This window comes from Halomonas koreensis (assembly GCF_031451675.1).
Classification (GTDB): Bacteria; Pseudomonadota; Gammaproteobacteria; order Pseudomonadales; family Halomonadaceae; genus Halomonas; species Halomonas koreensis.
In genome coordinates this window covers 268,215-282,042 of sequence record NZ_JARWAK010000003.1, presented here as the reverse complement: position 1 = coordinate 282,042, position 13,828 = coordinate 268,215, and the positions used below count along the sequence as shown (strand labels likewise).

General features: G+C 70.4%; 12 protein-coding genes. 6 read left to right on the top strand and 6 right to left on the bottom strand.

Translation table 11 applies throughout. From position 1 onward, the window contains the following. The first annotated feature begins 241 nt into the window (after positions 1-241). Positions 242-766, top strand: a complete 525-nt coding sequence (gene luxS, locus QC818_RS05690) for an S-ribosylhomocysteine lyase (protein ID WP_309651874.1) — start codon at positions 242-244, stop codon at positions 764-766. Here the strand turns inward: luxS and QC818_RS05685 are convergent. Together QC818_RS05685 and QC818_RS05680 are read right to left on the bottom strand one after the other, a co-directional pair. After that, positions 738-1,616, bottom strand: coding sequence for a metal ABC transporter permease (locus QC818_RS05685; protein WP_309651873.1), 879 nt, complete (start codon positions 1,614-1,616; stop codon positions 738-740). The genes luxS and QC818_RS05685 overlap by 29 nt on opposite strands. Next, a complete protein-coding gene (locus QC818_RS05680; protein WP_309651872.1) occupies positions 1,616-2,389 on the bottom strand; it encodes a metal ABC transporter ATP-binding protein in 774 nt (257 codons plus the stop codon). Before QC818_RS05680 ends, QC818_RS05685 begins: the two co-directional genes overlap by 1 nt. Before the next feature lie 142 nt (positions 2,390-2,531). Between QC818_RS05680 and QC818_RS05675 the strand changes: the two genes are divergently transcribed. From QC818_RS05675 to QC818_RS05665, 3 genes are all read left to right on the top strand, one after another. Then, entirely contained in the window at positions 2,532-4,085 is a 1,554-nt protein-coding gene (locus tag QC818_RS05675) for a metal ABC transporter solute-binding protein, Zn/Mn family (protein WP_309651871.1), read from the top strand. Between the two features lie 204 nt (positions 4,086-4,289). Then, on the top strand, positions 4,290-4,760 hold the full coding sequence (locus tag QC818_RS05670; RefSeq protein WP_309651870.1) for a GFA family protein: 471 nt from the start codon (positions 4,290-4,292) through the stop codon (positions 4,758-4,760). Positions 4,761-4,920: 160 nt separating this feature from the next. Continuing rightward, positions 4,921-6,672 carry a methyl-accepting chemotaxis protein gene (locus QC818_RS05665; RefSeq protein ID WP_309651869.1) on the top strand — a complete coding sequence of 584 codons (1,752 nt, stop codon included), beginning with the start codon at positions 4,921-4,923 and terminating at the stop codon, positions 6,670-6,672. A gap of 78 nt (positions 6,673-6,750) precedes the next feature. On the opposite strand, the gene nhaD is transcribed toward QC818_RS05665, so the two are convergent. Next, complete coding sequence (gene nhaD, locus QC818_RS05660; RefSeq protein ID WP_309651868.1) at positions 6,751-8,232, bottom strand: sodium:proton antiporter NhaD; 1,482 nt, start codon at positions 8,230-8,232, stop codon at positions 6,751-6,753. Between the two features lie 466 nt (positions 8,233-8,698). Continuing rightward, positions 8,699-9,847: a ChaN family lipoprotein gene (locus QC818_RS05655; RefSeq protein WP_309651867.1), complete on the bottom strand. Its 1,149-nt coding sequence runs from the start codon at positions 9,845-9,847 to the stop codon at positions 8,699-8,701. A gap of 137 nt (positions 9,848-9,984) precedes the next feature. Here QC818_RS05655 and QC818_RS05650 point away from each other — a divergent pair, with 137 nt between their 5' ends. Together QC818_RS05650 and QC818_RS05645 are read left to right on the top strand one after the other, a co-directional pair. Beyond that, positions 9,985-10,947 carry a YbgA family protein gene (locus QC818_RS05650; RefSeq protein WP_309651866.1) on the top strand — a complete coding sequence of 321 codons (963 nt, stop codon included), beginning with the start codon at positions 9,985-9,987 and terminating at the stop codon, positions 10,945-10,947. Then, a complete protein-coding gene (locus QC818_RS05645; protein WP_309651865.1) occupies positions 10,937-12,139 on the top strand; it encodes a methyltransferase in 1,203 nt (400 codons plus the stop codon). Before QC818_RS05650 ends, QC818_RS05645 begins: the two co-directional genes overlap by 11 nt. A gap of 45 nt (positions 12,140-12,184) precedes the next feature. Here QC818_RS05645 and QC818_RS05640 read toward each other — a convergent pair whose 3' ends face one another. Next, positions 12,185-12,649, bottom strand: a complete 465-nt coding sequence (locus QC818_RS05640; RefSeq protein ID WP_309651864.1) for an aminoacyl-tRNA deacylase — start codon at positions 12,647-12,649, stop codon at positions 12,185-12,187. 225 nt (positions 12,650-12,874) lie between these two features. Then, entirely contained in the window at positions 12,875-13,633 is a 759-nt protein-coding gene (locus QC818_RS05635) for a hypothetical protein (protein WP_309651863.1), read from the bottom strand. Positions 13,634-13,828: the final 195 nt, after the last annotated feature.

Below are 13,828 nucleotides of genomic sequence, written 5' to 3'. Positions count from 1 at the left end.
CGGTCAGGCCGGCGCGAGCCCGCGCCACACCAGCAGATCCACGCCTCTGCGCCAGTATGGCGCGGGCGACAATCAAAGAGATCAGGATGATCTATTTGATTGCCAGGTTAATAGGTGAATCCCCACCGGGCGTTCATCAAGCGCCTGGCGTTGGCGAACCGACGGCGCGGCGAGATACCATGCTCGCAGCGGGGCGGCCCGTGTTGCCGCGCCCTTTCCCCATTCATCTGCAGGAGCCGACATGCCGCTACTCGACAGCTTTACCGTGGACCACACCATCATGAGCGCCCCCGCGGTGCGCGTCGCCAAGACCATGCGCTCCCCCTCGGGCGACACCATCACCGTCTTCGACCTGCGCTTCAACAAGCCCAACGAGGACATGATGGGCGAAAAGGGCGTTCATACTCTCGAGCACCTGTTTGCCGGCTTCATGCGCCAGCACCTGAACGGCGACGGCGTCGAGATCATCGATATCTCCCCCATGGGCTGTCGCACCGGCTTCTACATGAGCCTGCTGGGCAGCCCGAGCGAGCAGAGCGTCGCCGCCGCCTGGGAGGCCGCCATGCACGATGTGCTGAACGTCCAGCGCATGGAGGAGATTCCGGAGCTCAACGAGCATCAGTGCGGCACCTACCAGATGCACTCTCTGGAGGAGGCGCAGGAGATCGCCCGGGGCATCATCGAGCAGGGTATCGGCGTCAACCGTAACGACGACCTGGCCCTGAGCCCCGAGCAGCTCAAGGCGCTCGGCAACGACCTGGGGTAGGTTGCTCTGTTCCCGCCGCGCTCAAGGGGGGCGCGGCGGAAGACGGCTCGGCGCGCGACATCCGGCGCTTGAGCTGGCCGGCCAGGCTCGACAGGGCAAACAGGATCGCGGCCAGGCTGACGATGGTGGGGCCGGTGGGGGTGTCGAGCCAGTAGGCGGCCTGCAGGCCGCCGGTGGTCGAGGCGGCCCCGATCACCGCGGCCAGCAGCGCCATGATTTCCGGGGTGCGGCAGAAGGGCCGGGCCGCGGCGGCAGGAATGATCAGCAGGGCGGCGATCAGCAGCACCCCCACCACCTTCAGCGCCACGGCGACGACCACCGCCAGGGAGAGCGTCAGCACCAGCTGCTCGCGCCCGGGGTCGATGCCGCTGGCCCGGGCGAGGTCGCCGTCCAAAGTGGCGGTGAGCAGCGCCGACCAGCGCCATCCGACCAGGCATACCACCAGCAGCGCCCCGCCCCCGATGAGCGCCAGGTCGCCCTTGCCGACGGCCAGGATGTCGCCGAACAGGTAGGCCATCAGGTCGATGCGCACCCCGGAGAGGAAGGACACGGCCACCAACCCGAATGCCAGCGCCGAGTGCGCCATGACGCCGAGCAGGGTATCCATGGCGTAGCCCCGCCCGCTGAGCAGCGAGACCAGGGTGGCCATCATCAGCGACACCACCAGCACGCCGGCGAAGATGGAGGTGGAGAGCAGCAGCGACAGCGCCACGCCGAGGATGGCGGCATGGGCGGTGGCATCGCCGAAGTAGGCCATGCGTCGCCACACCACGAAGCAGCCCAGCGGCGCGGCGGCAAGCGCCACGCCGAGGCCGGCCAGGGCGGCGCGCACCAGGAAGTCGTCGAGCATCAGCGGCTGGCCTCCAGGGGAGCGGTGGCGGTCGGCGCCGGCGCGGGCGTGCCGGCAGGGTGGTCGTGATGGGCGTGATCGTGGGCATGGCGATAGAACGCCAGGGCATCCACGGTATCGGGGCCGAACAGCGCCCGATAGGCCGGCGACGCCAGCACCCGCTCGGGCGTGCCCTGGCAGCAGACATGGCGGTTCAGGCACACCACGCGGTCCGAGGCGCGCATCACTACGTGCAGCTCATGGCTGACCATCAGCACCGCGCAGCCCAGTTCGCGTCGCACGTTTGCGATCTGGCGATAGAAGTCGGCCGTGCCGCGGTGGTCGAGGCCCTGGGTGGCCTCGTCGAGCAGCAGCAGGTCGGGCTGCTCCAGCAGGGCACGAGCGAGCAGGATGCGCTGGAACTGCCCGCCGGAGAGGGCCGTCACCTGCTGTCGGCCCAGCCCGGGAACACCGGCCCGCTCCAGGGCCTGGCGCAACGTCTGAACCGGGTGGCGACGCGGCAGATTCAGGAAGCGGGTGACCGTCATCGGCAGGGTGGGGTCGATGGCCAGCCGCTGGGGCACGTAGCCGATGGTGAGGCCCGGCTGGCGCACGAGCCGGCCGCCGGCGGGCCGCACGGCACCGATGATGGCGCGCAGCAGGGTCGACTTGCCGGAGCCGTTGGGACCGACCAGGGTGACGATTTCGCCGCGGTCGAGATGCAGCTCGATGCCCTCGAGAACGGTGCGCCCGCCGAGGGCGACGTGAAGGTCGTCGATCGATAGCAGCGGCATGATGCCCCTCCGGTATGGTCGTCCCGGTGTTCGACGTCATTGAGGCCGGGCGAAGTTGATGCGGCCGCAAATGTTATAATATAACATTTCATTCCGCAATTGCCCCGCTAATGGGCTGCACAACCCCTGGAGAGCAATGATGATGAACAAGCCGCTACGTCCCCTTTGCCTGCCCTGGCTGCTGGCGCCCGCGGTCGCGGCCGCCGAGGTGCCCGATGTGGCCGTGGACATCCCCCCGGTCCACTCGCTGGTCGACCGGGTGATGGGGGAACTGGGCTCGCCGGACCTGGTGATCCAGCCGGGCGCCTCCCCGCACGGCTACTCCATGCGGCCCTCGGAGGCCGAGGCGCTGGCGAGTGCCGATGTCGTCTTCTGGATCAGCGACGACCTGACGCCCTGGCTGGCTCGGGCGCAAGACTCGTTGGCCGACGAGGCGCTGAAGGTGGAGCTGATGCAGACGCCGGACACTCGTCGCCTAGCGTACCGCCAAGGCGCCACGTTCGAGGCTCACGACCATGGGCACGATGGCCACGGCCACGGCGACCACGACGACCACGGGCACGATCATGCCCATGCCGGCGGGGACCCCCATGGCTGGCTCGATCCGGTGAATGCCCAGGCCTGGCTCGAGGCCATCGCCGAGTCGCTGGCCGACCTCGATCCCGACAACGCCGACGTCTATCGCCGGAATGCGGCCGAGGGACAGGCCGAGCTGGCGGCCCTGGTCGAGGAACTGGAGGCGCGCCTGGCGGATGCCCGCGGAACGCGTTTCATCGTCTTCCACGATGCCTACCAGTACTTCGAGAACCGCTTCGACGTGCCGGCGGCCGGAGCGATCTCCCTGGGCGATGCCTCGGAACCGAGCCCGGCACGCATCCGCGAGATCCGGGAACGCGTCGCCGAGCTGAGCATTCAATGCGTGTTCCGCGAGCCGCAGTTCAACCCGGCGCTGATCGAGAGCGTGTTCGAGGGCACCGGCGTCGAGACCTCGATCGTCATCGACCCCCTGGGGGTCGACCTGCCGCTCGGGGCCGACCTCTATCCGCAGCTGCTGCGTGGGCTGGCCGAGGGCGTGACGCGCTGCGCCGCCAACGAGGCAGCGCCCAGCGACCACAGCGGTGATCACAGCCACGACCATGGCCACGCTCACGACCATGATGAGGACATCTACGCCGGGGATTTCGAGGACCGCCAGGTCGAGGATCGGTCGCTTTCCGACTGGGCGGGCGACTGGCAGTCGGTCTACCCCTACCTTCAGGACGGGACCCTCGATGAGGTGTTTGCCCACAAGGCAGCGCAGGACGCCGAGAGATCGGCCGAAGAGATCGAGCAGTACTACGACACGGGCTATCGGACGGACGTCGAGCGCATCGAGATCGAGGATCGAACCGTCGCCTTCTATGAGAATGGCGACAAGCGCTCGGGGGAGTACGTCTACGATGGCTACGAGATCCTGACGTACGAGGCCGGCAACCGCGGCGTGCGCTACGTCTTCGAGCGCGAAGACGGCGGCGAGGCGCTGCCGCGCTACATCCAGTTCAGCGACCATGCCATCCATCCGACCGACGCGGACCACTTCCACCTCTACTGGGGGGACGATCGGGAGGCGTTGCTGGAGGAGGTCACGAACTGGCCGACCTACTATCCCGCCCACCTGGAGGGCGAGGGCATCGTGCGGGACATGCTGGCGCACTGAATGCCCGGACCTGCGAGGGTGACCCGAGTGGACCATCGATCATAGGGCCGCCGCCCGGCGCGGAGGCGGCGGCCTGCGGGGTCGGCCGGGCTTTTTCCGCTGGGGGCGTCGACGTCGGCCGGCTCGTCGGTATAGATGCAGACGTTGGCGTCCTCGACATCGTTGAGCCAGGCTGCAGGCGTGATCCTCGATGGAGACCTTCCCATGCGACTCGACGGTTCCTGTCACTGCGGGGCCGTGCGCTTCCGGGTCGAGGCGCCGCACCCCTTTCCCTTCAATCGCTGCTATTGCTCGATCTGCCGCAAGACCGCCGGCGGAGGCGGCTATGCGATCAACCTGGGCGCCCTGGCCGAGTCCCTGACGGTCGAGGGCGAAGAGCATACGACGGTCTACCATGCCGTGATCGATGGCCAGACCAGCCCGGGCGAGCGCCACTTCTGCTCGCGCTGCGGTAGTGCGCTCTGGGTCCATGACCCGCGTTGGCCGGCGCTGGTGCATCCCTTCGCCTCGGCCATCGACACCGAGCTGCCGGTGCCCCCGGAACGGGTGCACCTGATGCTGGACGGCAAGCCCGCCTGGGTGGAGCTCGAGGCCCGGGAGGGCGATCGCTGCTTTGCCGGCTATCCCGATGAGAGTCTCGCCGAGTGGCACCGGCGGCTCGGCCTGACGCGGTAGGGGCGATGACGGGGCATCGCCATATGGCCATTCCCTTGATATGGGACAAGGTCTCCTTGCATCGGCTTGTGGTGATATGAGCCCCTGCCGAGCGTGATGGCACGCCATGGAAGCGGCCACGCGGTTCGGCGCTCATCGCACGCCCATCAAGGAGGACCCCATGACGACGCCCCACGATGACGCCCCCCCGCGCCGGCGGCGGTGGCTGTCCCTGGTGACCGACAGCCTGCAGATCAAGATCCTGCTGCTGGTGCTGACGCCGCTGGTCATCTCGTCCGCGGCCATGCTGGGCCTGGAGGCCTACGAGCAGCTGGCCTCCAATCGCGCCCAGATCGCCCAGCAGCGCGAGCAACTGCTGGCTTCCCGCCAGGAGGCGGTGCGCGGCCACGTCGAGCTGGCGCGCTCGATGGTCCAGTCGCTCGCCGAGGACGCCACCGACCCGGCCGCGGCCAAGCGCCGCGCCATCGCGCGCCTCGAGAGCATGCGCTTCGACGGCGACAACTATGTCTTCGCCTACCGCTACGACGGCACCATGCTGGTCCAGCCCGCGGCCCCCGAGAGCGTGGGCCGCAACATGCTCGACGCCACCGATGCCGACGGCAATCGGATGATCCACGACATGGCCGAGCTGGCCCGGGAAGGGGGCGGCTTCTATCGCTACCAGTGGCCCCACCCCGAGACCGGCGAGCCCGCGCCCAAGTACTCCTACGCCGCGGCCGTCCCCGAGTGGGGCTGGGTCATCGGCAGCGGCGTCTACGTCGAGGACATCGAGGCCGCCATGGCCGATATCGAGGCGGCCGCCCGGGAGGCGCTGCTCGCCACCCTGCTGCGGCTGTTCCTGATCGGCTCGGTGATCAACCTGTCCATCACCGGCGTGGCGATATGGCTGGCGCGTCGCACCATCCGCCGGCTGCGCGGCACCGCCACCGCCATCGGCGACATCGCCAGCGACATCGCCGCCGGCCGGGGCGACCTGACGCGGCGCCTCGAGGTGGCGGGCCACGACGAGGTCAGCGAGCTGGGCCGGCAGTTCAACGGCTTCCTCGAGCGCATGCAGGCGACCCTGCTCGATGTCCAGCGCGGCGCCCGGGAGGTGCACGTCGCCGCCGAGGATATCGCCCAGGGCAGCGAGGCGCTGGCGACCCGCACCGATCAGGCCGCGGCCAACCTGCAGCAGACCTCCTCAGCCATGGAGGAGATCACCGCCACCGTGGAGCACAACGCCGAGCACACCCAGCAGGCCGACCGGCTGGTGAAGGCCACCGCCGAGGTCGCCCAGGAGGGGCAGGCGGCCATGGGGCAGGTGGAGAAGACGATGCAGGACATCAACGACTCCTCGGAGCGCATCGGCCAGATCGTCACCATGATCGACTCCATCGCCTTCCAGACCAACATCCTGGCGCTGAACGCCTCGGTGGAGGCGGCCCGGGCGGGCGAGCACGGGCGAGGCTTCGCCGTGGTGGCCCAGGAGGTGCGCCGCCTGGCCCAGGACTCCGCGGATGCCGCCAAGGAGATCACCGGGCTGATCGCGACCTCCACCGAGCACTCGCGCCACGGCACCGAGATCGTCCAGCGGGCCGGCGAGACCATGCGTGGCATCTACGACAGCGTGGGGCAGGTCACCGCCGTGATCGCCGAGATCACCGCCGGTTCCCGGGAGCAGAGCGCGGGCGTCGGCGAGGTCAACGCGGCCGTCAACCAGCTCGACACCATGACCCAGGAGAATGCCGCCATGGTCGAGCAGAGCGCCGGCACGGCGGCCCAGATGCGCCGCCAGGCCGAGCGGCTCAACGGCCTGATCGGCGCCTTCTCGCTGGGCGAGCCGTCGGCGGCGCCGGCGCATGCCGCCCCGCCGGTCCCGGTGGCCGGGGACGCGCGGCAGGCGCTCGAGGAGGAGTGGGAGGCCTTCTAGCCGCGGCGGGCGTCGTCTCCCAACGCAAGCGGCGGGCCCGAGGGCCCGCCGCTTGCGTTGCATCGAAGGGCCGGCGGCTCAGTGGAAGACGGCGAAGGACGCCTGGTTGAGCCACAGGTGGGTCAGCACGCTGGCCACGTAGCCCAGCGCGATCAGCGGCGCCCAGCGCATGTGCCCGACGAAGGTGTAGATGCCGCGGGCCTGGCCCATCAGCGCCACCCCGGCGGCGGAGCCCACCGACAGCAGGCTGCCGCCGACGCCCGCGGTGAGGGTGATCAGCAGCCAGTTGCCCAGCGACATGTCCGGGTCCATGGAGATCACCGCGAACATCACCGGGATGTTGTCGACCACCGCCGAGATCATGCCCAGCACCACGTTGGCCCAGGTGGGATCCCAGCCGGCGTAGAGGGTCTCGGAGAGCAGGCTCAGGTAGCCCATGAAGCCCAGCCCGCCGACGCACACCACCACGCCATAGAAGAACAGCAGGGTGTCCCACTCCGAGCGCGCGATCCGGGTGAAGACGTCGAAGGGCACCACGCTGCCCAGCGCCTCGAGCTTGCGCCAGTCGCCGCGCTGGCTGTAGCGGGTGCGCTTGCGCTCCAGGGAGCGGGGCAGGCTGCGGCGCAGGTAATAGCCGAAGAACTGCAGGAAGCCGAGCCCGGTCATCATGCCCAGCGCCGGCGGCAGGTGCAGCACGGTGTGGCACAGCACCGAGATCACCACGGTCAGCAGGAACAGCGCCACGATGCGCCGCGCCCCGCGCTTGAGCCAGATGTGCTCCTCCAGGGAGCCGGGCTTGCGGTTCTTGATGAACAGGCTCATGACGATGGCCGGCAGCAGGTAGTTGACCAGCGACGGCCCCAGCAGCACGAAGAACTCCTGGAATTCCACCAGCTTGGCCTGCCAGACCATCAGGGTGGTGATATCGCCGAAGGGGCTGAAGGCGCCCCCGGCGTTGGAGGCGATCACGATATTGACGCAGGCCAGGTTGATGAAGCGCTTGTCGCCCTCGGCCACCTTGAGCACCACGGCACACATCAGCATGGCGGTGGTCAGGTTGTTGGCGACGGTCGAGATCCAGAAGGCCAGGATCCCGGTGATCCAGAACAGCGAGCGGTAGCTGAAGCCCTTTTCCACCATCCAGGCGCGCAGCTTGTCGAAGACGCGGCGTTCCTCCATGGCGTTCACGTAGGTCATGGCCACCAGCAGGAAGAGCAGCAGCTCGGTGTATTCCAGCAGGGTTTCCTTGAAGGCGTGCTCGGCGGCGTCCGGCAGGCCTTCCTGGACGTAGACCCAGCCGATCAACGTCCAGATAAGGCCCGCCGCGACGAGCACGGGCTTCGACTTGCGCATGTGCAGCTGTTCCTCGGCCATCACCAGGCCGTAGGCGGCCAGGAACAGCGTCACGGCGGTGAAGCCGCTCAAGGTGTAGGTCAGGTCCAGCTCGCCGGCGGCGGCGGCGAGGACCTGGGGGCTGAACAGCAGCAGAGCGGCGAACACGAGAATGCCCGGCCACCGGTCGCATTGCCGGCGCCAGGGTTGCGAGCGACGAGTCAGCATGGCGTGAGCATCCTGAAAAGCAGAGAGGGGAGGGGTTTGAAAGCGCGCTAAATATTACACCAAGGTAGGGGTAAAGACTATTTGGTCTTGTCGTGCAAGTTATGAATTCGCGTCATCGGATGCCGAAGGCCGTAAACTTATCGTTACGCCCGGTCGACCCCTTGCCGGCTCGACGCGCGGCGCAGGGGCAAGGCACGACACCCGCCGGCGAGGCGTCATCATGGGGAGGGCACGAGAGACATGACGGGCGAGGCCAGGGCGCTGTGCACCCGGCGGGATCACGACTGGTTCGTCCAGGGCCCGGCACGGCGGCCCCGGGCCGGCGACCGTCTGTACCCCGGCGGCGGAGTCTCCCTGGTCATCGAGGGGCTGGACACGGCGTCGCCGCGGCCGGGGGGGCATCAGCGGCTGGAATCGGGTGGTGGCCTCCTGCGGCTTCCCGCCCGAGCTCGACCGAGGGGGCGCCTCACCGGCTTGGCGGAAAGCGGGCCAGCAGCTCCCGGGTCGCGTCGTCCCGGCGCACCTCCAGGGGGAGCAGGGTGCCCGGCAGCAGGTCATGGATCAGCGCCGAGAGCTCGCCGGGGGAGGCCAGCGGCCGCCCCGCGGCGGAGAGCAGCAGGTCGCCCTCGCGCAGTCCCGCCGCCTCCGCCACCGAGCCGGTTTCCACCGACTCGATGGTCACGCCGTCCTCCCCCGGCCCGATCAGCACGCCCAGCCGCGGTGCCGCCGGCGCGCCGGTGTCGGCGGTCTCGTCGATCACGAAGAAGCCGTCGGCCAGCCCGGCCGCCGGCGGGGTGCAGGCCTCCGTCGCCGGCCGCGGCATCAGGGCGCGCTGATCCTCGATGCCCAGGTCGGCTAGCTGGTGGGGCACGCCCTGGCCGTGCGCCAGGTGTCGCCAGCCCATCAGGCCGACCACCAGGGCCTCCTCCCCGGCGGCCTCGGCCAGGGCGCTGGCCATGGCCCGGTCCCAGACCAGCTGGGCGGCCACGAAGCGGTCGATGGCGGCCGGCTCGAGGTCATGCTCGGCGAAGCTCTCGGCCAGCGTCTCGCGGTAGGCCGGCGCGGGCGTGGCGGGCGGGGTGATGCCGTAGTGCTCGGTCGTCGGCACCGCCTCCCAGCCCTCCCAGCCCTCGCTGGCCAGCCGCCGGCGCAGCTCGGCGGTGACGTTGAGGGCCTTGAGCGGCACCCCGTGCAGGCGCGCGAAGTGCAGGATGGGCAGGTAGAGGTCCGGGTCCAGCCGCCAGTGCGCGTACCAGTCGCTGGCCGCCAGGAACTCGGCCTCGCTGAGCTCCCCGGCGACCCAGGCGTCGAGCGCCGGCTGGGCCTCCCGCGGCAGCATCTCCAGGCCGATCACCAGCTCGGGGCGCAGGGCGTGCAGCCCGGCCAGGGTATGCAGCTGCCAGCGGTGGTGGTCGGCGCGATCGTGGCGCTCGCCCAGCAGCAGCACCTCGCGGTCGGCCATGGCGCGCAGCAGCCGGTCGGCCGCCACCGGGCTGCCGTCGCCGGCGAGCCACTGGCCGGGGGCGGGACACTCGTCGGCCCCGGCGGTCGATGGCAGGGCGAGGGCGGCGGCCAGGGCCAGGCCGGACAGGGAGGTGGCGAGACGACGCGACATGAGGGAGCTCCGAATCGGGGGCGAGTCCACCAGCCTACCCGGCGCCCGGCGGCGCGCAAAGCGTCCCGCGGGCCCTCGCGAGCGGCGGGCGGGAACGCTATCCTGTCCGAGTCCAGCGAGTCATCGAGGAGCGCGGTATGCAGCAGCCCCCGAATGCGGGTATCCCGGTCGGCATCAGTGCCTGCCTGACGGGCGAGGAGGTTCGCTACAACGGCGGCCACAAGCGGTCGCGCTACTGCCTTCAGGTACTGGCGGAGCGCTTCCGCCTGGAGCCCTTCTGCCCGGAGCTGGCGGCCGGCCTGGGGGTGCCCCGCGAGCCGATCCGCCTGGTGGGGCGGCTCGGCGAGACGCCCCGGGTCAAGGGCACGGTGACCACCGACATGGACGTCACCGATCGCCTGGAGGAGGTGGGGCGTCGCTTCGTCGAGGCCCACCGGCACCTGCGCGGCTTCATCCTGATGAAGGGCTCGCCGAGCTGCGGCCTGGAAAGGGTCAAGGTCTACCACGAGAACGGCATGCCCAGTCACTCCGATGCCGGCGTCTTCGTGCGCACCCTGCGCGCCCACTTCCCCGAACTGCCGTTGGAGGAGGAGGCGCGCATGAACGATCCGGTGCTGCGCGAGAACTTCATCACCCGCATCTACGCCATGGACGACTGGAAGCGTCACGTCGAGGCCGAGCCCGGCCTGCATGCCCTGCTGCAGTTCCACAGCCGGCAGAAGTTCCTGCTCATGGCGCATCGGGTGGAGACCTACCGGGAGCTCGGGCGCTACCTGGCCGAGGCCCACCGGCTGCCGGTCGAGGAGGCCATGGCCCACTACCTGCGGGCCTTCATGGAGGCGCTGTCGCGGCCGGCGACTCGCAAGAGCCACACCAATGCCCTGATGCACGTGCTGGGCTACCTGAAGCAGGCCCTGGACGGCGAGACCCGCCGCGACCTGCTCGCCGCGGTGGAGGAATATCGCCTGGCGCAGGTGCCCCTGGCGGTGCCCATGCGCCTGCTCAACCACTACCTGCAGCGCCACGGCTCCGACTACATCCGCCAGCAGTCCTACCTGGATCCCCACCCCTACGAGCTGGGCCTGCGCAATGCCATCTGAGGCCGCCGACCGGCTGGCGACGCTGACGCGCCTGCTGGCCGAGGGGCGGCCGCTGTGGCAGCCGCTGCCGTTCCGGCACCCGGGCATTCCCTGGGGCGACGCCGCCCCCGGGCTCGCCGAGACCCTGCTGGCGCTGCGCGACGCCGAGGTCGAGCGCCTGCAGGCCACCCCCTTCGACGCCTCGCCGCTGACCGGTCGCCTTCCGGTGGCGGCGCTGGCCGAGGCCGTCGCCCTGCCGGAGCCGGCGGAGACGGCCGCCGCGCTGCCTCCGGCCTGGGGCGAGGGCATCGGCGCGCGCAAGTGGCGCCAGATCCAGGCCTTCGCCCGCTGCGTCAGCCCCGGCCCGGACGCCAGCCTGGTGGAGTGGTGCGCCGGCAAGGGGCATCTCTCGCGCACCCTGGCGCGCCTGCACGGAGGGCCGGTCACCGGCCTGGAGCATGATCCGGCGCTGTGCGAGGCCGGCCATGCCCTGGCCGAGCGGCAGGGCCTGGCGGTGCGGCTGGCTCGCCAGGACGTGATGGACGAGCGGGCCGCGGCCTGGCTCGCCCCGGGCCGCCACGTGGCGGCCCTGCACGCCTGCGGGGACCTGCATGCCCGGCTGCTCGAGGGCGCCGCCGCCCACGGCGCGGCGCTGACCCTGGCGCCGTGCTGCTATCACCGTACCGCCGCGGAGCGCTATCGGGCGCTGTCCCGTCGGGGCCGGGCGCTGATGGCCGAGCACGGGCTGGCGCTGTCCCGGGAGGACCTGGCCATGGCGGTGCAGGAGACGGTCACCGCGCCCCGCGGCGTGCGCCGCCACCGGGCCCGGGCCAACGCCTGGCGGCTGGGCTTCGATCGGCTGCAGCGCGAGGCCCGCGGCCGGGACGACTACCTGCCGGTGCCCAGCCTGGCCTATGGCCGGCTGCCGGAGGACTTCGAAGGCTTCTGCCGCTGGGCGGCCGAGCGCAAGGGGGTCACCTTGCCGCCGGCGCCGGACTGGGCGGGCCTTGAGGCCGAGGGCTGGCGACGGCTGGCCGAGGTCTCGCGGCTGGAGCTGGTGCGCCACCTGTACCGGCGGCCCCTGGAGGTCTGGCTGGCCCTGGATCGGGTCTGCCGGCTGGAGGAGGCCGGCCACCGGGTACGCCTGGGCACCTTCTGCGAGCGCGACCTAACCCCCCGCAACCTGTTGATCGCGGCGACGCCTGCGGCCTGACGCGGCCACGCCCCGGGCGCGGCCGCGCGGTGGCGCCTGGCGGGCTCAGTGGGGGCGGCTGAAGGCCCCGTGGCGGCTGTCGGCCATCAGGCGATCGAACTCGCGGCCGCTCATGTGCACCAGGGTCTCGTGATCGCCGGCGTCGAAGTAGACATCCGGCTGGTGGCGCAGCTGGTCGTCCAGGTAGACCTCCAGCCCGTAGGCCTGGCCCACGGCGGTGGTCGCGCCGGGGTCGCAGTCGCCGAACGTCTGCCGGATCTCGTCCTCGCTGGCCAGCTCCAGCCGTTCCTCGAACAGCCGCGACAGGGCCGCCAGGTCTGCGTCCCGGGTGCTGGGCACCACGGCGACGCGGTAGCCCTGATCGGCGTGCAGCATGATCGCCTTGGCGAGCTGGTCGCCGCCGATATGCGACTGCTGGGCGATGCGGCTGCTGCTCACCTCGTGGGGATGGGGGAGTTCCTCGTAGTCGACGTCACAGGCGCGGAGGTACTCCCGAATCGTCATCGGCATGGCCATGACGCTTACTCCTTCGGCCCAGGGGCCGAACCAACAGGTTACCGTGCCTCCCTGCGTGGCATGTGTCTCATCCTGCTATCAGAATAGTCCGACTGTGGCGCGCTGTATCGGGTGCCTTCCTCCCGTCTGCGAGCGGCGGATCGGTCGCTCCGGGCAGGGACGGCTCTTGGCCGGCTCGAGGCGATCCAGTCCCCGGGAGAGCCCCTGCCGGCCGTGGCGTCATTCCTCGGTCTGGGGGGAGAGTCGCCGACGCTGCTCCTCATCGAGCAGCTCGAATAGGGACCGATGGAGGCGGCGGTGCTCCAGCCAAGTTTGACGCTGGAATTCGGCTAGGCGGGCCTGGGTATCGGTCACCGCGTCGGTATCGATGTCCCCCTCGGCATGGAGGAGTGCCATCAGTTGCTGTTGAAGGACCATCATCTCGCCAGCCCGCTCATGCTGGCCGGCATGAAAGTCCTGTATCAGGGTGCGGGCCTGCTCGCGCTGGTCGTCGTTCAGCACTGACCAGAAGCCGTTGTCCGTGCCAGGGCCATAGCCGCCCATCATGCCGGGGCCCATGCCCGGCCGGTAGCCGCCCATCATGCCGGGGGCCATGCCCGGCCCGTAGCCGCCCATCATGCCGGGGCCCATGCCCGGCCCGTAGCCGCCCATCATGCCGGGGCCCATGCCCGGCCGGTAGCCGTCCATCATGCCGGGGCCCATGCCCGGCCGGTAGCCGCCCATCATGCCGGGGCCCATGCCCGGCCGGTAGCCGCCCATCATGCCGGGGCCCATGCCCGGCCCGTAGCCGCCCATCATGCCGGGGTCCATGCCCGGCCCGTAGCCACCCATCATGCCGGGGCCCGTGCCCGGCCCGTAGCCGCCCATCATGCCGTGATGCCCCATGCCGCCCCCGCCGTGGCCGAAGACGGCGGGGCTCGAGAGCAAGGCGGTGGCGAGGACGAGACCGAGGGCACGGGGAGGTCTGCGGCGTTTCATGAGGCTCTCCTGGCGGGCGAGGCCCGCGGCGCTGGATCGACACGCGAGCCTGCCACCGGCGAGGCTCACCTTCCTCCAGCCTATGCGACTCTCTCCCGGAGGCCGTTGACCTGCATCAAGGGGCGGGCCGTTCCTGAAAGCCCTGTGCAGCCCATAGGTTGCTGTTATGCCGTGAATATTCCTGGTGCGTCGGCG